This is a genomic window from Ruegeria sp. HKCCE3926 (assembly GCF_017872515.1).
GTDB lineage: Bacteria > Pseudomonadota > Alphaproteobacteria > Rhodobacterales > Rhodobacteraceae > Ruegeria.
In genome coordinates this window covers 890,555-909,993 of record NZ_JAEDOU010000001.1, presented here as the reverse complement: position 1 = coordinate 909,993, position 19,439 = coordinate 890,555, and the positions used below count along the sequence as shown (strand labels likewise).

The following is a 19,439-nucleotide window of genomic DNA, read 5'->3' as shown; positions in this document are numbered from 1 at the left end:
CTAAACTGGGGTCATGAAGAAAACGCCTGACATCCCGGCCCCTTCGGCCATTCTGGAAGCCGCGCTCTATGTTGATGATCTGGACGCGGCAGAACAGTTTTACGGCGAAGTTCTTGGGCTCGAACGCATCCAACGCGTCGCTGACCGCCATGTTTTCTATCGCATCGGCGGATCGGTCCTGCTGATTTTCAATCCCGACCAGACCGAACAACCGCCGCTCGACCCCGGCATGCCGGTTCCGCCCCACGGCGCGCGCGGCCCCGGACATGTGTGTCTTGTGCTGTCACGAGAGGAAATCGCAGTGATGCGCAAACACCTTCTGGATTGGAATATTCCAGTAGATGCCGAGTTTGACTGGCCCGGCGGCGTGCGATCCCTGTATGTGCGCGACCCGGCCGGAAACTCGGTCGAGTTCGCCGAAGCGCACCTTTGGACTTGATCCGGTGCGGAACGCATGGGCGCTCCGCAGATCAGATTCCAAACACTAAAGGCTCAGCTTGTCGCGCATGAAAGCCAGCGCAACGCTCAGCCCATCCGGGGCGATACCGTGCCCGGTGCCTTTCATGACATGGGCATAGACCTCTTTGAAACCCGCAGCTTGCAAGGCTTCGGCCGCTTCCGGCAGGGATTGAGGCGGAACAACGTCGTCAGCGTCGCCATGCACCAGCAAGACAGGCATCCGGCTGACGGTTTCATCCACCAGCAAATCGGGTTCCAGCAAACGGCCTGAAAAGGCTACGATCCCGGCCACGGGATCTTCCCGCCGCGGCGCAACGTGCAAGCTCATCATGGTGCCCTGGCTGAAGCCAAACAACACAACCTGTTCGGGCAGAACATCTTCGTCCACCATCAGCGCGTCCAGAAAGGCGTTGAAGTCCTCGACAGCCATTTCCATGCCCCGGCGGGCTTCTTCTTCGGAAGATCCATCGATCCAGGGAATCGGAAACCACTGATACCCGTTGGGCATTCCGGGGATCTGCTCGGGCGCGTCGGGGGCCACGAACAACGTGTCAGGCAGGTGTTCACCCAGCGGATCGGCCAATCCCAGCAGATCGGCACCGTTTGCGCCATAGCCATGCACGAACACCACGACCGAGCGCGTGTCGCCCGAAACAGGCTCTTTCCGGAGCGCATTCAAAACCCGTGTCATCTGATCCCTTCTCTTTGTTTTGCAACCCGGTAATAGGCCCACAGCACCCGTGCCGCAACCGAACGCCAGGGCGACCAGGCCTCGGCCATATTGCGCAATTTCTTGTCCGTTGGACGTTCAGGCAAGTCATAGAGGATGCGCGCCGCCTCTTGCAGGGCGAGATCACCGGGTGCGATGACATCAGCGCGACCCAGTGAGAACATCGCATAGATTTCGGCTGTCCAGACACCGATACCCGGAACTTGCGTCAAAGTAGCGACGACATCTGCGTCAGTTGCATCGCGCAGTGCCTTATAGTCGATACGTGCCTCGGCCAGAGCGCGTGCATAACGGATCTTCTGTCGGCTCAACCCAACTGCCCGCAGATCGTCATCCGTTGCCCACAGGATCTTGCGCGGACCGGTCAAGCGGGCATCCTGAAGCCGTTTCCAGATCGCATTGGCCGAAGCCACGCTGACTTGCTGACTGACGATTGCACTCAATAATTGCGCAAACCCATCGGGGCGGCGGCGCAGCGGCAAGGGGCCGGTCTGATCCATCGCATACGCCATGCGCGGACAGGTTTGGGCCAGCCATTCGGCCCCTTCCGCCACACAGTCCGATGTTTCGATGATGCGGCCTGCGGGCATGCGGCCTCCCTGCTCTGTTATTTCGGGCAGGTTAGGCGCATGTGACGCAGATGCAACCCGCTTGTGCCGCAAACACTTAGCCGATAACCATTCGCCCATGACCATGATTTCAACCCTTCCGGACGACCGGCAGGCCAAACGCAATGTGGCCGTGCTGGTGGCTGCCCAAGCCATCCTGGGTGCGCAGATGCCGATGATGTTCATCGTCGGCGGGCTTGCAGGTCAATCGCTGGCCTCGAACCCCTGCTTGGCGACGCTGCCGATATCCCTGATCGTTCTGGGATCGATGCTGGCAGCCATGCCGATCTCGGCCATCATGCAAAAATGGGGCCGTCGCGTGGGGTTCCTTGTCGGGGCAACCGCCGGTGCACTGGGCGGGCTGATCGGGGCCTATGGCCTGTTTCTGGGCTCGTTCCCCATTTTTCTTGTCGGCAGCCTGCTGACCGGAATCTACATGAGCGCACACGGGTTCTATCGCTTTGCGGCAGCAGACACCGCGTCAAACGACTACCGCCCAAAAGCGATTTCATACGTGATGGCCGGTGGGCTGGCGGCCGCCATCATCGGGCCTCAGATTGTGAAACTTACGTCTGAAGCTTACGTCATCCCTTTTTTGGGAACATATATGGCCGTAATCGGGATCAACGTTCTGGGCTCGGCGCTGTTCTTCTTTCTCGACATTCCGACGCCTGCGAAACCTGCGGCCGATGAACCCAAGGGGCGGTCACGGATCGAGTTGTTGAAAACACCCCGCATCGCCGTCGCGATCATCTGTGCCATGGTGTCTTATGCGTTGATGAATCTGGTGATGACCTCGACGCCGCTTGCCGTTGTCGGATGTGGATTTTCCGCCAATGACGCAGCGGATATCGTGACCAGTCACGTGCTGGCAATGTATGTCCCCAGCTTCTTCACCGGGCACCTGATTGCCCGGTTTGGCGTTGAGAAGATCGTCGCTCTGGGTTTGGCCATACTTGCCGCATCAGGGGTAGTTGCGCTGCAAGGCGTTGAATTGGGTAACTTTTTTATCGCCCTTGTTCTTCTGGGCATTGGTTGGAATTTCGGATTCATCGGCGCGACCACGATGCTGGCCGCGTCGCATGAACCGCATGAACGCGGGCGGATGCAGGGCCTCAACGACCTGCTGGTGTTTGGCGGTGTGACATTGGCATCGCTGGCCTCGGGCGGGTTGATGAACTGCTCGGGCGGATCCGCGATCGAGGGGTGGAACGCCGTCAACCTTGCCATGATCCCCTTGCTGACACTGGCAGGTGGCGCATTGCTGTGGCTGGTTTTGCGCCCGGCCGATCCCGAAAGGGTCTGATCACCAGCGCCCGCTGCCGACGGTCCACATCAGGGACAGTCGCTGACGCATTTCGCCTGGTTCCAGCGCTCCAGCCGCCACCCGCTTGGGTTGGGCGATGGCCTGCTTAAGCACCCGTTCCGCCAACCAACCTGCATACAGCGCGGGACGCGCCTCAGGTGCGATGTCGGCCCGGTTTGATCGCGCCTTGCGCAATCGGTCCAAAGCGGATTGGGCCAGTTGCTGAACGCCACCCGTCGACCCATTAAGCAAAGGTACGCGACCCCGCTTTTCCAGTTCGGGAATGGCGCGGAACCAATTTGCCACACCGACTCCGTACCCGAAATCGCGCAACACGCTTTCATCCGCCGCACCCAGCGCCTGCGCCGAGGCGACGAAAAGAGATCCGGAACTGTGGTTGATATAGGCGTCAAAATGTTCCTGATCCTCGAACGGATCCCGGTATATATCCCAACGCCTTACGGCAACAAATTCATCCAGAACGCCTGCCAGATGCGGCGACAGGACCCGCGACAAAGGCGTCACCACCTCGTGCCGCCGCACCGCGGCCCCTTCTGCAATCTCCTGCAACGCGTCGCGCCACCATTGCAGCCGCATTTCGGCAATCATGGCCTCTTGCGTCACCCATGGCGCGCGGGCGACTTCGACATTCAACGCATAGATCGGAAACAAAACCACGCGGGCCGCGACCGGAGCAGCCATCGTCGCGCGGAACCGATAAGGATCCGCACGCTGTACCAGCGCGGCGCAGGCTTTGACATCATCGTCGAAGGTCCCACTCACTCGGCCGCTGCCTTTTGCGGATCGCAATCACGGACCAGTTTCCACTGGATCGCATCCAGCAGCGCCTCAAAGGACGCATCAACTATGTTCGCACTAACACCCACCGTCGACCAGCGCCGCCCCTGACCGTCTTCGCTGTCGATGATGACGCGGGTCACCGCTTCGGTCCCGCCCTGGGTGATACGGACCTTGAAATCGACAAGGCGCATGTCTGACAAAACCTGCGAGTATTGTCCCAAATCCTTCGCCAGCGCCTTGGCCAGCGCGTTCACAGGCCCCCTGTCGTTTCCGGAGTCGTCCATGGACTCGCTGACCGACAGTTTCTTTTCACCGTCCACTTTGACCACGACGACAGCCTCGGACAGGCTGACCATCTTGTTGTATTTGTTCTTCCGACGCTCAACAGTGACCTTGTAGCGTTTGACCTCGAAGAACTCAGGCAGTTGCCCCAGTTCATCCCGCGCCAACAGTTCGAAACTGGCCTGCGCGGTGTCGTAGGAATACCCAACCGCTTCACGATCCTTGATCCGCTCAAGGATGCGGCCCAATGCGGGATCACCGGCTTTGACGCTCAGCCCCGCCTCGGTCAGGCGTTTGCGCAGGTTCGACTGACCCGCCTGGTTCGACATCGGAATGATACGTTCATTGCCTATGCTCGCAGGGTCCACATGTTCGTAAGTCAACGGGTCCTTAAGGATCGCGCTGGCGTGCAACCCCGCCTTATGCGCAAAAGCCGACGCGCCCACATACGCCGCCTGCTTGCTGGGAACGCGGTTCAGGACATCGTCCAACATGCGGCTGATGCGGGTCAGCCTGGCCAGCGCATCAAGGCTGACGCCGGTTTCGAACTGCGAGGCGTAGGGTTCTTTCAGCAGCAATGTCGGGATCAGCGCCGTCAGGTTTGCGTTGCCGCAGCGTTCCCCCAGACCATTCAGCGTTCCCTGAATTTGCCGGGCACCTGCTTCGACCGCTGCCAGAGAACAGGCCACTGCGTTCTCGGTATCGTTATGGGTGTGAATACCCAACCGTTCACCCGGCAGACCGGCCGCGATTACTTCGGACACGATCCGCCCGACCTCGGACGGCAACGCGCCACCGTTGGTGTCACACAGCACAACCCATCGCGCGCCCGCCTCCAGCGCGGCCCGGCAAACTTGTGTCGCGTATTCGGGGTTGTCCTTGTACCCGTCAAAGAAATGTTCGGCATCGAACAACGCCTCGCGCCCTTGCGCCACGATATGCGCGACCGAAGCACGAACGTTTTCCGTGTTCTCTTCAAGCGAAATGCCAAGCGCATGGGTCACGTGATAATCATGTGACTTGCCAACCAGACAAACGGCCTGCGTACCCGCATTCATCACCGCAGCCAGCACATCGTCATTCTCGGCCGAGCGCCCTGCCCGTTTGGTCATGCCAAAGGCCGTCAACCGGGCCGCGGTCTTTGGCGCCGCCTCGAAAAACGCGCTGTCGGTGGGGTTGGCACCGGGCCAACCGCCTTCGATGTAATCCACCCCCAATGCGTCCAGCGCCTGTGCGATCTGCACCTTTTCGGCGGTCGAGAACTGAACGCCCTGGGTCTGCTGCCCGTCACGCAGGGTCGTGTCGTAAAGATAGAGGCGTTCTTTGGTCATCAGACCTCCTCCAGCTTGGCAGCATCAAAACCGGCGCCCGGCACCAGTTCAACACCTTCCTTGCTCATTCGCACCTCAAGCCCCGCCGCAACATACGCCGCCTTGAGGCGATCGACCTCCGAGAAATCCTTGTTTTCCATTGCAGATACGCGCGCCTTTGCCAAGCGATCTGCATGGGCCGACAGATCGACCTGCGGCGTCTGAGCCCACGACGGGACATCGTTGCCCAACAATCCCAAAAATTGCAGCGAATGCCGCAACCCCACGACATCGTCAGCGATGGATAACTGGTGGAGTTCGGCGATGGCACCGGCTGTGTTCAGGTCGTCCGCCAAAAAGTTAACGATTTGAGGATGCGGCTCGCCATAACCAACCCCTTGCGCGGCCTGCGCGTAGAATTTGCGCAAGGTTCGCTCCGCTTCACGGGCCTTTTTTTCAGTCCAATCCATCGGCTTGCGGTAATGCGTCTGCAAAAAGACAAACCGGATCACTTCACCCGGCACGCCTTGCTCCAACAGATCGTGCACTGTGAAGAAATTGCCCAGAGATTTGGACATTTTCTTACCTTCGACCTGCAGCATCTCATTGTGCAACCAGTATCGAGCGAACTCACCTTCCGGGTGCGCGCAGCAGCTCTGGGCAATCTCATTCTCGTGGTGCGGGAACATCAGGTCGTTGCCGCCACCATGGATATCAAAACTCTTACCCAGCAACTCATAGCTCATGGCCGAGCATTCGATGTGCCAGCCCGGACGTCCCCGCCCCCATGGGCTGTCCCAGCCCGGCAGTTCATCGGTCGAGGGTTTCCACAGAACGAAATCCATCGGGTTCTTCTTGTAGGGCGCCACCTCGACCCGCGCGCCGGCGATCATGTCATCCACCGAGCGCCCCGATAGCTTGCCATAGCTTTCTTTCCAGCTATCCACCGCAAACAGAACATGACCTTCGGCGGCATAGGCATGGCCCTTGGCGATCAGGTCTTCGATCATCGCAATCATCTGTGCGATGAACTGGGTCGCACGCGGCATCTCGTTCGGCTCCAACGTGCCCAAAGCGCCCATATCATGCAGGTACCAGCCGATGGTTTCATCCGACCGTTGCTGCACCAGTTGCTCCAGCGTGCCTTCCGCGCCCGCCTGTTTGCGGGCCAGCGCGGTGGCGTTGATCTTGTCGTCCACGTCGGTGAAATTGCGCACATAGGTCACGCGCTCTGCGCCATAGACGTGGCGCAACAGACGATAAAGAACGTCGAACACGACCACCGGGCGGGCATTGCCCAGATGGGCGCGGTCATAGACCGTCGGACCACAGACATACATCCGCACGTTGTCAGGGTCGATCGGTACGAAATCTTCCTTCGTCCGCGTCCGCGTGTTGTGCAGCTTGATCGTCGTCATCGGTCGGGCTCCTAGAAAACAGCAAAGGCTTGCGCGTTGGCGCGGGCTTAGCAACTTGTCTCAGGGATGAAAACGAAAGAAACCGGCCCGCTTGATAAATCAGCAGGTAATGCAGCAGATAATGATGCAGGTCACCGGGTTCATGCCCCTCGGTTAGCACGGGATTCCCGCCAAGCCAAGCGTTGAGTTTGATCACCCGGTCCGGCAGAGTGGCTGTCATGGATCGAGACTTCATCAATTCCATCTGCAAGGAATTTCCCGGTGCAGAACTGTCAGACCCATGGGGCGGCGGTCATGACGCGTGGAAAGTTGGCGGCAAGATGTTTGCCTGTATCGGAATTGCAAATGACGGTGTTTCCGTCAAAACGCCCGACGTGGAAACGGCTCAGATGCTGATTGATGCCGGTGTCGCGGTGAAAGCCCCCTATTTTCACCGCAGCTGGGTCCGCCTGCCGTTTGATGCCGAGACCGAGGAGCTGCGCCATCGTTTGACGGCCTCCTATGACCTCGTGCGCGCATCGCTGACAAAAAAGCTTCAGGCAACGCTGGCGCCGCGAAGCTGATTGACAAACGGCCACTGCTCTGCCCCATTCAGCGCAAAGCAACCAGAGGCGATTTCATGAGATTGTCTGAACGCATCACGCAGATCACCGGCGGCCGCAGCGATGGCTGGGACGTGTTCTATCGCGCCCGCCGGATGTTGAGCGAAGGACAAGCCGTAACCGAATTGACGATCGGTGAACATGACACCCGAACCGACCCTTCGATTCTTCGGGCGATGGAGCTGTCGACCCGCAACGGCCATACAGGTTACGCGATGGTACCCGGCACGGACCTGCTGCGCGACACGGTCGCCGCGCGGGTTCAGACCCGCACTGGCGTTCCGACCTCTCGGAACAATGTTCTGATCACCCCCGGCGGACAAGCCGCCCTGTTCGCGGCACATATGGCCGTTTGCGATCCCGGTGATGTCGGATTGTATCTCGACCCGTACTACGCCACCTACCCCGGCACGATTCGGGGTGTTGGCGCCGTCGCCCGCGCGGTTCAAACCGCCGCTGACGACGCTTTCCAGCCCCAGGCCGAGCGGATCGATGCCGCTGCTGAAGGCGCGGTTTCGCTGTTGATCAACACGCCGAACAATCCGACCGGCGTGGTCTATTCCCGTCAATCGCTCGAGGCGGTCACTGACGTGTGCAAGCGACGCGATCTTTGGCTGATCTCGGATGAGGTATACGACACGCAGGTCTGGGACGGTGAACATCTTTCTCCGCGTGCGCTGTCCGACATGGCAGAGCGAACGCTTGTGGTTGGATCCATGTCCAAGTCCCACGCCATGACGGGGTCTCGGTGTGGATGGGTCGTCGGCCCCGAGGAGGTCATCGCCCATCTGATCAATCTGGCGACCCACACCACCTACGGCGTTCCCGGGTTCGTGCAGGACGCGTCGAGTTTTGCGCTGACCGCGGGTGTTGAACTTGAAGAAAAAATCGCCGCTCCGTTCCGCCGCCGCCGATCCTTGGCCATGGATATTCTAGCCTCGCAAAACATCGTCGGCCTCGTCCCCGCGCAGGGCGCCATGTATCTGATGCTGGATATCCGCGCGACCGGGATGTCGGGGGACGCGTTTGCCAACGCGCTGCTGGACGCACACAAGATTGCCGTCATGCCCGGCGAAAGCTTCGGCAAGGCCGCTGCCGGGCACATACGGGTGGCCATGACCGTGGCGGATGAACGTTTTGCGGATGCGCTGAAAACGCTGTGCGAATTCGCGTCGCAACTTGCGAGGAAGCACGCAGCTGAATAAGCCTGTTGTCAGAAACGGAACGTTGTGCGCAGGTTGAAGACGTTGGAATCCAAACCACCGGTGGATCGGGTAACATCATCGAAATCTTGCCGCAACGCCTCGCCACTTATGACAAAATTGTCGCCAATCGGATAAGCGATGCCTATCCCGTAAACAGCGGCGGTATCGCTGTCGACAGATGTTTCGGCCCGTGCCGCGCCAACGACGACATACCCCAGCGCGCTGCCGAAATCGTACCCGCCACGCAGTTTCAATCGGGTCATGCTGTCCAGACTGCCCTGAGACTGGCTGAGGTTCAGGGAAAGGCGGTTGTATTCAAGTTCACCGCCCAGAACGAAAGCCCCGAAATCCCGATCATAGCCTACATGCGCACCAAAGGCGGTGTCGTCCCCGCTTGATCCACCCGGTCCATCCGCATCGCCATACCCAAAGCTGAGCCCAACGTACCCCCCTGTCCAATCCTCTGCCAAAACCGGGCTGGCGTTGGCCGTCAGAGCCACGACAATCAGGACAGAAAAAAGTTCAAAAGTCTGTTTCAACGCGATTTCACTCGGGCTTCAGATCATGTGTTAACTTGCAATTCAACTGGGATCGCTTTTGTCAGAGTTCAATTCCTTGCACGCAAAGCTCAAGAGTAAGTGAATGCAGTATAACAGATTTCTGTCCTCGAGGGAGAAAATCTGCCTCAGAATTCCGTCAGAGGTTTGTTGGGCAGATATTTGCTGAAGTAAATTCCGTTGAGGTCGCAAACAGAACAGATTGCGTCGCCGTGTTTTGGAATTGTTGCGCCAAACGTTGAGAGGCGGAATGACTGACCACGACTGGAAAATCAGCCTGATCAGCCGCACCATTGGTGCGGACCGGGGACGTGCAGCGAGAGGACGGCCGTAAGCGGCCATTTGCCAGTTCCCCAAACATCTCTCACAGATCGGAAATAGAAATGAACGACCAATCCCGCAACACATCGCGCAGCGGCGGTCGCGCTGCGCGTCGCGCTGCCCGTGCAACCGCATTGCCTGAACATCTGCGCCCCGTGCGCCCCGGTATGGAAGGCGGTGTCCTGAATGTCCTGACCCAAGCACAGATCGAACGTATCCACGAGGCCGCCCTGACCGCATTGGAAACAATTGGTCTGGCGGACGCGCCGCAAAGCGGGATCGACTATCTGGTTGGTGCAGGCTGCGCATTGGGCGACGATGGCCGCGTCCGCTTTCCCCGTGCGCTTGTCGAAGACACGATCGCAAAGGCGAACCGCAATGTCACTTTGTACAGCCGTGACGGGAAAACCGATCTGGACCTGACAGGTACAAAAGTACATTACGGCACGGCTGGTGCAGCCGTTTCAATGGTCGACGTGCATGGTCGCGAGTATCGCGATTCAACCGTTCAGGATTTGCACGATGCCGCACGTATCTGCCAACAGCTTGACAATATTCACTTTGTTCAGCGCCCCATGGTCTGTCGCGACATCACGGACAACCTGGAAATGGACCTGAACACGATCTACGCCAGCTGTTCAGGAACATTCAAACACGTCGGCACATCCTTCACGGAACCCAGCCACGTCGCCCCCGCGATGGAGATGATCTATATGATCGCGGGCGGCGAAGATAAATATCGCGAGCGACCATTTGTGTCGAACTCGAACTGCTTCGTCGTCCCACCGATGAAATTCGCCACTGAAAGCTGCGAAGTGATGGAGGAATGCATCAAGGCCGGAATGCCGGTTCTGTTGCTGTCAGCCGGAATGGCCGGCGCCACCGCGCCATCAACCATCGCCGGAGCAATCGCCCAGGCCACGGCGGAATGCCTTGCGGGATTGGTTTATGTAAACGCCGTAAGTCCCGGCGCACCCGCAGTTTTCGGCACCTGGCCCTTTGGTCTTGATCTACGGACCGGCGCAATGTCCATCGGTTCCGGCGAACAAGCCCTGCTGACGGCAGGCTGCGCCCAGATGCACCGTTTCTACGACTTGCCGGGGGGCGCGGCAGCCGGCGCATCAGATTCGAAGCTGCCCGACATGCAGGCCGGGTGGGAACAGATGTGCTCGAACGTGATGGCCGGGCTGTCCGGTCTGAACATGGTATATGAAGCCGCTGGCATGCACGCCTCGCTGCTGGGATTCTGCTTTGAAAGTCTCATCCTCAGCGACGACCTGATCGGTCAGGCGCAGCGCTGCGTGCGCGGGATCGAAGTGACCGATGAAACCCTGGCACTGGATCAGATCGCATCCGTGTGCATGGGCGGCCCCGGTCATTATCTGGGCACCGATGCGACCCTCAGCCGGATGCAGGCCGACTATGTCTATCCGACCTTTGGTGACCGCTCTTCCCCCAAGGAATGGGTGGAGCTTGGCAAACCGGATCTGGTTGAAAAGGCAGTGGCCCGAAAGAATGAGATCCTGTCCACCCCGTCGGCGGCCCGGTTCGACCCGCTTCTGGATGCTGAGATTCGGGAAAAATTCAACATTCACTTGCCGTTATAGCATCTGAAAAAGCGGCCCGATGAGTGTCGGGCCGCCCTTTCTTGTCTACCCGTTGCTGGGTGGAAGCAAACCTGCCTCTTGTGCAACGGCCACTTCATCAGCATCCAGCGCCCCGTCGCCATTTGCGTCCATCGCCGAAAATGTATCGGCGTCAACGTCGGGCAACACGGCTTGAATTTCTTCGATGGTCAGAACGCCATCGCCATTGGCGTCGGTTGAGGACTGCGCCGAGAGCACTCCCGGCAAGGTCAGTGCAGCAATGGAAATCCCAATCAAGTACTGCGGTTTCATTTTCGTGCCTCCTGGATAAGTTGATTATGTCTTCGTCCGGACAGGCCCCAGAAACACCGGAACAGCCGCAGGCGTCACCCGTTTTACGTGATTTCCGGGAAATCGCGCCAATCTTTGCGTGTTTGCCCGAGTCGGTGTTGCGACACACCGCCGGGCAAAACCTTGCCAGACCCGTTTCGGCAGAACTTGCCCGACAGGCATGGCCCGATCCGGCAGGACCGTGCTTATCCGGGCAACCAGTCGCAAAAAAGAAAGGGGGCCGAAGCCCCCTGTCAGTTTCGCCATCCAGGCTCATTTCGTTGACCGCCCGGTGTTTTTTTTGCCTGCGGCCTGGACGTCGCATGGAACGAGCGCACCCGTTCCGTGAAAGAGTGGGAGGGAGCAAATATTCCGCCCCACCCTGTTTCCGGCCAACACGGGCATGTCGGCCGAGTGGACCAAGGCATCAACGGTAAGTCTCAGTGCCTTGCTCCGTATTCGTCGGGGTCGGTACCTGTGGCAGCTATCCGACCCCTGCACCCCGGGTTGCCGGGGCGCTAAACTCAGCTACACCCGCTTGTCGCGCCACAGGTGTTGCATTTCATGCAGGTGCCGTTGCGCACCAGCGTGTAGTTTCCGCATTCGCCGCAGGGATCGCCCTCGTACCCCTGCATCTTGGCCTTTGTGCGGGCGTCCATTCCGGTGGCCACCGCCGTTTCGGCTGCCGGTGCTTCGAAGGAAGCCGCTGGTTCAGCCATACCGTTCACCTCGACCTGACCCGCGTTGAACACAGCCAGATCTTGCGGCAAGCGCTTGCGCAGATAGCCGGTGGAGCTGATTTGTTTCAGCACTTCCAACGACTTGGACGCGGCTGTATCGCTGATTTCCGATACATTCGAGACACCCTCGTCCTCGCCCCGACCCAAATCGTCAAAGGTTGCGCCTTCGGGTTTCACGTGGGCCAGATCGGTGCGGTCCAGATAGGACACGGCCAGTTCGCGGAAGATGTAATCCAGGATCGACGTTGCGTTCTTGATCGAGTCGTTGCCCTGCACCATCCCCGCGGGTTCGAACTTGGTGAAGGTGAAGGCGTCCACGAATTCTTCCAGCGGCACGCCGTATTGCAGACCGACCGACACGGCGATGGCAAAGTTGTTCATCATCGCACGGAAGCCAGCGCCTTCCTTGTGCATGTCGATGAAAATCTCGCCCAGCTGGCCGTCTTCGAACTCACCGGTGCGCAGATAGACCTTGTGGCCACCAACGATTGCCTTCTGGGTATAGCCCTTGCGGCGATGCGGCAGTTTCTCACGATGGCTGCGGATGATCTCTTTGACCACAACCTTCTCGATCACCTTTTCGGCCAGAACGACAGCCTTTTCCTGCGCCGAGCCGCTCTCCAGCACCTCTGCCGCCTCATCGTCATCCTCGACCAGTGCTGCCGCCAGCGGTTGAGACAGTTTCGAACCGTCACGATAGAGCGCGTTGGCCTTCACACCCAGCGACCAGCTGAGTTCATAGGCTTTCTGGCAATCCTCGATGGTCGCGTCATTCGGCATGTTAATCGTCTTCGAGATCGCACCCGAGATGAAGCTCTGTGCCGCCGCCATCATGGTGATATGGCTTTCAACTCCAAGGAAACGCTTGCCTTTTTTCCCGCACGGGTTGGCGCAGTCGAAGATCGAATAATGCTCTTCCTTCAGATGCGGCGCACCTTCCAGCGTCATGGTTCCGCAGACATGGTCGTTGGCCGCGTCGATATCCGCCCTGGTAAAGCCCAGATGGCGCAGCAGATCGAAGGTCGGATCATTCAGCTTGGTCGCCGGGATGCCCAGAACACCGGTGCAGAAATCCTCGCCCAGTGTCCACTGGTTGAAGACAAACCGGATGTCGAACGCGCTTTCCAGCGCGGCGTCCACCTTGGCCAGTTCATTCGGGCCAAAGCCATGACCGGTCAGCGAGGTGTGGTTGATCCCCGGCGCATTGCCGATGGTGCCGTGACCAACTGCGTAGGATACGATCTCTTCGATCTGCGACGAGGAATAGCCCAGCTTTTCCAGCGCCGAAGGCACCGAGCGGTTGATGATCTTGAAATACCCGCCACCGGCCAGCTTCTTGAACTTCACCAGCGCAAAGTCAGGCTCGATTCCGGTGGTGTCGCAATCCATCACCAGACCGATGGTGCCGGTGGGCGCGATCACGGTGGCTTGCGCGTTGCGATAACCGTTCTTCTCACCAAGGCTCAGCGCCTCGTCCCAGGCGGACATGGCCAGATCGACCAGGCGCTTGTCCGGGCAGTTGCCGTGATCCAGCGGCACCGGTTTGACGGCCAGTTTCTCGTAGCCTTCCGTCACACCCTGCGCCGCGCGGCGGTGGTTGCGGATGACACGCAGCATATGCTCGGCGTTGCGCTCATAGCCTTTGAACGGGCCAAGCTCTCCGGCAATTTCAGCCGATGTCGCATAGGCCACGCCGGTCATGATCGCGGTCAGCGCACCGCAGATCGCCCGGCCTTCGTCCGAGTCGTAGCTATAGCCCATGTTCATCAGCAGACCGCCGATATTGGCATAACCCAGACCCAGCGTGCGAAAGTCATAGGACAGTTGCGCGATTTCCTTCGACGGGAACTGCGCCATTGTCACCGAGATTTCCAGCGTCAGTGTCCACAGGCGTGAGGCATGCATGTAGTCCGCCGCCTGGAACTCACCATCCTTCAGGAAGGTCAGCAGGTTCATCGAGGCCAGGTTACAGGCCGTGTCATCCAGGAACATGTATTCCGAGCACGGGTTCGAGCCGCGGATCTCACCATCTTCGGGGCATGTGTGCCATTCATTGACGGTATCGTGGAACTGGATGCCCGGATCGGCGCAAGCCCACGCGGCGTGGCCGACCTTTTCCCAAAGATCACGCGCCTTGACGGTGCGGGCAACCTTACCATCGGTGCGGTTGATCAACTCCCAATCGGCGTCTTTTTCAACGGCGGTCAAGAACGCGTTGGTCACACGGATGGAGTTGTTCGAGTTCTGACCCGAAACCGAGCTGTAAGCTTCCGAATCCCAGTCTGTGTCGTAGGTTGGGAACTCGATGCTGTCGTGGCCCTGCTTGGCATAATCCAAGACACGCTTGATGTAAGTTTCCGGGATTGCGACCTTTTTCGCTTCACGAACCGCCTTTTTCAGCGCGTCGTTCTTGTTCGGATCATAGGCGTCATCGGCAGATCCATCCCAAGACCGGATGGCCTCGAAAATGCCGTTCAGCATCTTCTCGTGCATCTTCGATCCGGCAACGATCGAGGCCACCTTCTGTTCTTCAATCACCTTCCATTCGATGAATTGCTCGATGTCCGGGTGATCTGCATCGACGATCACCATCTTTGCTGCCCGACGGGTTGTCCCGCCTGATTTGATCGCGCCAGCGGCGCGGTCGCCGATCTTGAGAAAGCCCATAAGGCCCGAGGACTTGCCGCCACCCGACAGTGCCTCGCCTTCGGCCCGCAGATGGCTGAAGTTAGTGCCTGTTCCGCTCCCGTATTTGAACAGGCGCGCCTCGCGCACCCACAGATCCATGATGCCGCCTTCATTCACCAGATCATCATCGACTGACTGGATGAAGCACGCGTGCGGCTGAGGATGCTCATAGGCCGATTTCGACTTGGTCAGCTTGCCGGTCTTGTAATCGACATAGTGGTGCCCCTGCGCCGGGCCATCGATTCCATACGCCCAGTGCAGGCCCGTGTTGAACCACTGCGGCGAATTCGGCGCCGCGCGCTGGGTTGCCAGCATATAGCGCATCTCGTCGAAATAGGCGCGCGCGTCTTCCTCGGTCGAGAAATAGCCGCCCTTCCAGCCCCAATAGGCCCAGGCACCGGCCAGACGGTCGAACACTTGCTTGGATGATGTTTCTCCTTCGAACTCTGCGCCGTCCGCGGGAACCGATCGCCACAGGAATTCAGGAACGCCTTTTTCTTTCACTTTCTTGAGCTTGGTGGGCACCCCCGCCTTGCGGAAGTATTTCTGCGCAATCACATCACTTGCGACCTGCGACCAGCTCGAGGGGACTTCGATGTCATCCAGACGAAAAACGATTGTACCGTCCGGATTTCGGATTTCAGATGTTGCAGACACAAAATTCAGTTCCGCATAGGCGTCCTGATCCGGTTTGGTGAATTTTCTTTCAATCTTCATGTCCGCAGCCCTGGTTAATACAGCTCAATTTCCGATTCCCGACACCAAATCTTGTGTTGCAGGGTGTCGCCCACAACGCCCTGAGACGCGCGCAAAAAGGTACTGTTCGCTGTCTGAGACAGCGCAAAGCCGCAAATGCGACCGCACGTAAAACGATTGTGCTTTTCCGACCCTCGCCCGCTGCCTTTTCCGGATTATACACCAGATATTGTGGCAATCTCGTTGGCCCATACAATTTGACGTATGTTCCCATAGAAGGTCAACGCCCTTTTTCGGTCATTTTCCAAATCTTTTTTGTTGACCTGATGGTTGCGTGAAGCCTTCTGCGTGCAGGTCGCGATTCCTCCACAACTTCATCCACGGCGTATTTCCGCCGATATTTTGAACTCTCAAAATGAATTCCCGTTTTTACGAGCATAGTTATCTGCATTTGATCAACTAACGACATGCTGGTTACCTTGAAACGGAATCAATGCTGTCCGGGCGGACTGTCCCGCGCCATGTGCCGAACGGTCTACCCACGAGCGAGGGAGCTCAAGCGAATGAAGTTGTTTCATTTTATCCCGGCCACAGCCTGCATCGTGGCCTGCGCACCACAGGATGTGCCCATCCCGTCACGCAGCGCACAGTTCGACTCCTTCCCTCAACGACTGTTCGACACGTTTGAAACCAGCTGCTCGGGCCCTGGCGAGTCTTTCAGGAAAACCGGGAATCAAATCTTTGAATGCAGCGAGTTCCTGCCCCCCAAGGCGACAGCTTATCTGATTCTGAACTATGACGGCCATCCGCAGGAGCTGCCGCAAAGCGTCATGCGCCTTACGTCAACAAAAACAAACGCAGGGTATCGCGTGGACGCGCGTGTTTTCTTCCGCGTCCCGCAAAAATCCGGTGCGGCAGTTGAAGTTCCGGTTGAAAGCAAGGTTCTGAACCAAGCCATCAGCGAGCTCTACCAGACAATGGGTGGCTCGCCGAATTAGCTTGATGGAAGTGGTCGGGGCGGCAGGATTCGAACCTACGACCCCCTGTACCCAAAACAGGTGCGCTACCAGACTGCGCCACGCCCCGGACCGTGCGCCTTCCTAACGACGCCGATCTGATTTGAAAAGCCCTAACAGGGCCAAATTGCAGGTCCTTGCGAAAAAATTTCGTGCTTCATCTGTGTCCCGGGCCCGATAGAGTAGCTCGCGGACAATCCTGCATTGATTTCCAGCACCGCAAATACGGAATCGCCCCCTTCAATCGGCGTAAGATCACCCGGAATCGCCTCTTCATGCACACGCGTCACCAAACCGGTGCGATCCAGAAATACCATATCGAGCGGGATCAGGGTGTTCTTCATCCAGAACGCAACGGGCTGCGGCGGATCAAAGACGAACAGCATACCGGATCGAGCCGGCAACGATTCGCGAAACATCAAACCGCGGGATCGCTCTTGCGGAGTAACGGCGACTTCCACGTTAAATTGCACTGTCGCACTGTCATTTCTGAGCGTGACACGGTCCGATCTGCATGCGGCAGCGGCAACTCCTGTCCACAACGTTACGAATATGGTCAAGAGTATCCGAAGCCGTTTCATTCGGTTCAGCTATCCAAAGCCGCTTCCCAGGCCAGAACCTGCGCGGCCATCCGACCCCGCTTGCCGTCGATCACCCTCATGGCCAGCGCTTCACCAGGTTGCAGATCGGCAAGCCCCGAGCGGCGCAGCACCTCGATATGAAGGAATACGTCTTCGTTGCGCCCAAACACATTGGCGAATCCGAAACCTTTGCCCTTGTCGAACCATTTCACCCGCGCGGCTTCCAGCGGCGCTTTTGCGATGACCTCCGGATCCAACTCGGCAAAATCGGCTAGCATCATCGAGTCGGTCCGCGCCGGCGGATCAATCGCAACGACCTCGACCGCCTGAACCCCTCGGTCCGTGCGGTGAGTCATGATTTCAATGCTGGCGCCATCCGCAACCGAGCTCTGGCCGTAGTTGCGCAGAACATTCACATGCAACAGAATATCCGGGCCGCCCTCTTCGGACACAACAAAGCCAAACCCCTTGGCGGGGTCGAACCATTTTACGTGTCCACGGACGCGGTACATGTTGTTCAGGTCTTCTGGCACGGTTTTCCCATCGCGAATTTCAGCAGTTCGTTAAGGGTTTGTTGTTTAGGGGAATGGCAGACAAATTCAAGCTGAAAAGATTGTTTGTTTTCTGCCTGTTGCATTTCACGACACGTGAACGTCATGGATTCAACCTTTCAACATGCCATGCCGATCCCGGCTCAATTCGTTGCCATCTGAACCGGTCATGCAAGCGGAATGCACCATCGGCCCAGAACTCAATCTCGGTGGGCGTCAATCTGTACCCGCCCCAAAACGGCGGACGCGGTGGATTTGGCCCAAGTTTCGCCGTCACTTTCGCGACCTCTGCCATCAAAGCTGCCCGGCTTGAAAGCGGTTGCGACTGCTTTGAAGCCCACGCGCCCAGGCGGCTTTTCAATGACCTTGATGCATAATATTCATCAGCCTGGGGCCCATTTTCACGACGTATTATACCACGAACACGAAGCTGACGCCGCAAAGATTTCCAATGCATCACAAATGCAGCTTTTCCGGCTGTATCCAGTTCCTTGGCCTTGGCGCTTTCATAGTTCGTATAAAAAACAAACGAGTCCGCTTCGATTTCCTTGAGCAACACCATGCGAGCATTTGGCATGCCATCTGGATCAACGGTTGCAAGCGCAATCGCATTCGGGTCGTTCAATTCGCTTTCTTCAGCCTCGGCAAGCCACCGGGCCGCTATTTCAAACGGATCGGAGCCAGCAAAGATGCCATCACGCTCGGTCATTTCCATCCCCTGGAAAGTATTAACGACGAACCTAAGGCGAGAACCCGCTGCGGGCAAGAGCGCACGGCCTTGATGCAACGCAACCAATGGCATAAACCAACTCAACATAACGCGAAGACAGGCGGAGAACCGAACATGTCAAATCAGTTGATGGCCGGCAAGCGCGGCCTCATCATGGGACTGGCCAATGACAAATCAATCGCATGGGGAATCGCCCGCGCCTTGTCGAATGCCGGGGCCGAGCTGGCCTTTTCCTATCAGGGCGAGGCTTTGAAAAAGCGCGTCGACCCGCTGGCGGCGCAATTGGGCAGCGAAATCGTTCTGCCCTGCGACGTCAGTGACGAAGCGTCCATCGACGCGCTGTTTGCAGCGCTGGAAGAGAAATGGGGCAAGCTGGACTTCGTCGTCCACGCCATCGGCTTTTCCGACAAGAACGAGCTGCGCGGTCGCTATGTCGACACCAGCCGCGCAAATTTCAAACTGACGATGGATGTTTCGGTATATTCTTTCACAGCCGTGATGCAGCGTGCCGAAAAGATGATGTCAGAAGGCGGCAGCGCTGTGACCCTGACCTATTACGGCGCCGAGCAGGTCATGCCGCACTATAACGTCATGGGCGTTGCCAAGGCCGCGCTGGAGGCGTCGGTCAAATACCTGGCCGAGGATCTGGGCAAGGATGGCATCCGCGTAAACTCGATCTCGGCCGGCCCGATCAAGACGCTGGCCGCTAGCGGCATCGGCGATTTCCGCTATATCATGAAGTGGAACGAATATAACTCGCCCCTGCGCCGGAACGTGACCATTGACGATGTCGGAAACTCGGCGCTGTATCTTCTGTCGGATTTGTCCAGCGGCGTAACCGGTGAGAATCTGCATGTGGATTCGGGGTATCACATTGTCGGCATGAAGGCCGTTGACGCCCCGGACGTTGAAAAAGGTTAAG

The 19,439-nt window shown here is 58.2% G+C and carries 18 protein-coding genes and 1 tRNA gene; 7 read left to right on the top strand and 12 right to left on the bottom strand.

Annotation, left to right across the window (positions count from 1 at the left end; genetic code table 11):
- Positions 1–13: 13 nt before the first annotated feature.
- A complete protein-coding gene (locus I9184_RS04615; protein ID WP_171632270.1) occupies positions 14–439 on the top strand; it encodes a VOC family protein in 426 nt (141 codons plus the stop codon).
- 45 nt (positions 440–484) lie between these two features.
- On the opposite strand, the gene I9184_RS04610 is transcribed toward I9184_RS04615, so the two are convergent.
- Both I9184_RS04610 and I9184_RS04605 read right to left on the bottom strand, forming a co-directional pair.
- A complete protein-coding gene (locus I9184_RS04610; RefSeq protein WP_152458076.1) occupies positions 485–1,150 on the bottom strand; it encodes an alpha/beta fold hydrolase in 666 nt (221 codons plus the stop codon).
- The gene (locus tag I9184_RS04605; protein WP_171632267.1) at positions 1,147–1,779 is read right to left on the bottom strand and encodes a DNA-3-methyladenine glycosylase 2 family protein; all 633 of its coding nucleotides are present in this window, start codon (positions 1,777–1,779) and stop codon (positions 1,147–1,149) included. Before I9184_RS04605 ends, I9184_RS04610 begins: the two co-directional genes overlap by 4 nt.
- 97 nt (positions 1,780–1,876) lie before the next feature.
- On the opposite strand from I9184_RS04605, the gene I9184_RS04600 reads away from it, so the two are divergent.
- A complete protein-coding gene (locus tag I9184_RS04600) occupies positions 1,877–3,103 on the top strand; it encodes an MFS transporter (protein ID WP_209833032.1) in 1,227 nt (408 codons plus the stop codon).
- On the opposite strand, the gene I9184_RS04595 is transcribed toward I9184_RS04600, so the two are convergent.
- The 3 genes from I9184_RS04595 to cysS are packed head-to-tail and all read right to left on the bottom strand — an operon-like array spanning position 3,104 to position 6,914.
- Positions 3,104–3,886, bottom strand: coding sequence for a squalene/phytoene synthase family protein (locus I9184_RS04595; RefSeq protein WP_209833030.1), 783 nt, complete (start codon positions 3,884–3,886; stop codon positions 3,104–3,106).
- On the bottom strand, positions 3,883–5,517 hold the full coding sequence (gene cimA, locus I9184_RS04590; RefSeq protein ID WP_209833028.1) for a citramalate synthase: 1,635 nt from the start codon (positions 5,515–5,517) through the stop codon (positions 3,883–3,885). The genes I9184_RS04595 and cimA overlap by 4 nt, the downstream gene beginning before the upstream one ends.
- Entirely contained in the window at positions 5,517–6,914 is a 1,398-nt protein-coding gene (gene cysS / locus I9184_RS04585) for a cysteine--tRNA ligase (protein ID WP_171723214.1), read from the bottom strand. The genes cimA and cysS overlap by 1 nt, the downstream gene beginning before the upstream one ends.
- 218 nt (positions 6,915–7,132) lie before the next feature.
- On the opposite strand from cysS, the gene I9184_RS04580 reads away from it, so the two are divergent.
- Complete coding sequence (locus I9184_RS04580) at positions 7,133–7,477, top strand: MmcQ/YjbR family DNA-binding protein (protein WP_171632253.1); 345 nt, start codon at positions 7,133–7,135, stop codon at positions 7,475–7,477.
- A 56-nt stretch (positions 7,478–7,533) separates the two neighbouring features.
- Positions 7,534–8,721: a pyridoxal phosphate-dependent aminotransferase gene (locus tag I9184_RS04575; RefSeq protein WP_171632250.1), complete on the top strand. Its 1,188-nt coding sequence runs from the start codon at positions 7,534–7,536 to the stop codon at positions 8,719–8,721.
- Positions 8,722–8,729: 8 nt separating this feature from the next.
- On the opposite strand, the gene I9184_RS04570 is transcribed toward I9184_RS04575, so the two are convergent.
- Positions 8,730–9,260 carry an outer membrane beta-barrel protein gene (locus tag I9184_RS04570; protein ID WP_245217972.1) on the bottom strand — a complete coding sequence of 177 codons (531 nt, stop codon included), beginning with the start codon at positions 9,258–9,260 and terminating at the stop codon, positions 8,730–8,732.
- 401 nt (positions 9,261–9,661) lie between these two features.
- On the opposite strand from I9184_RS04570, the gene I9184_RS04565 reads away from it, so the two are divergent.
- A complete protein-coding gene (locus I9184_RS04565) occupies positions 9,662–11,206 on the top strand; it encodes a trimethylamine methyltransferase family protein (protein WP_209833026.1) in 1,545 nt (514 codons plus the stop codon).
- Between the two features lie 45 nt (positions 11,207–11,251).
- Here the strand turns inward: I9184_RS04565 and I9184_RS04560 are convergent, their stop codons facing one another.
- Complete coding sequence (locus tag I9184_RS04560; protein ID WP_117868858.1) at positions 11,252–11,497, bottom strand: hypothetical protein; 246 nt, start codon at positions 11,495–11,497, stop codon at positions 11,252–11,254.
- Positions 11,498–12,039: 542 nt separating this feature from the next.
- Positions 12,040–15,660 (bottom strand): vitamin B12-dependent ribonucleotide reductase, encoded by a 3,621-nt coding sequence (locus I9184_RS04555; RefSeq protein WP_209833024.1) that lies wholly within the window; start codon positions 15,658–15,660, stop codon positions 12,040–12,042.
- A 542-nt stretch (positions 15,661–16,202) separates the two neighbouring features.
- Here I9184_RS04555 and I9184_RS04550 point away from each other — a divergent pair.
- Positions 16,203–16,637, top strand: a complete 435-nt coding sequence (locus I9184_RS04550; protein WP_209833022.1) for a hypothetical protein — start codon at positions 16,203–16,205, stop codon at positions 16,635–16,637.
- Positions 16,638–16,648: 11 nt separating this feature from the next.
- Here I9184_RS04550 and I9184_RS04545 read toward each other — a convergent pair.
- The 4 genes from I9184_RS04545 to pdxH form a co-directional block, all read right to left on the bottom strand.
- Positions 16,649–16,725, bottom strand: a tRNA-Pro gene (locus tag I9184_RS04545).
- Positions 16,726–16,768: 43 nt separating this feature from the next.
- Positions 16,769–17,236, bottom strand: coding sequence for a DUF192 domain-containing protein (locus tag I9184_RS04540; RefSeq protein WP_209833020.1), 468 nt, complete (start codon positions 17,234–17,236; stop codon positions 16,769–16,771).
- 5 nt (positions 17,237–17,241) lie between these two features.
- Positions 17,242–17,769, bottom strand: coding sequence for a cold shock domain-containing protein (locus I9184_RS04535; protein WP_171632237.1), 528 nt, complete (start codon positions 17,767–17,769; stop codon positions 17,242–17,244).
- Positions 17,770–17,890: 121 nt separating this feature from the next.
- A complete protein-coding gene (gene pdxH, locus I9184_RS04530) occupies positions 17,891–18,496 on the bottom strand; it encodes a pyridoxamine 5'-phosphate oxidase (protein WP_209833018.1) in 606 nt (201 codons plus the stop codon).
- A 135-nt stretch (positions 18,497–18,631) separates the two neighbouring features.
- Between pdxH and fabI the strand changes: the two genes are divergently transcribed.
- Positions 18,632–19,438, top strand: coding sequence for an enoyl-ACP reductase FabI (gene fabI / locus I9184_RS04525; protein ID WP_171228263.1), 807 nt, complete (start codon positions 18,632–18,634; stop codon positions 19,436–19,438).
- Position 19,439: the final 1 nt, after the last annotated feature.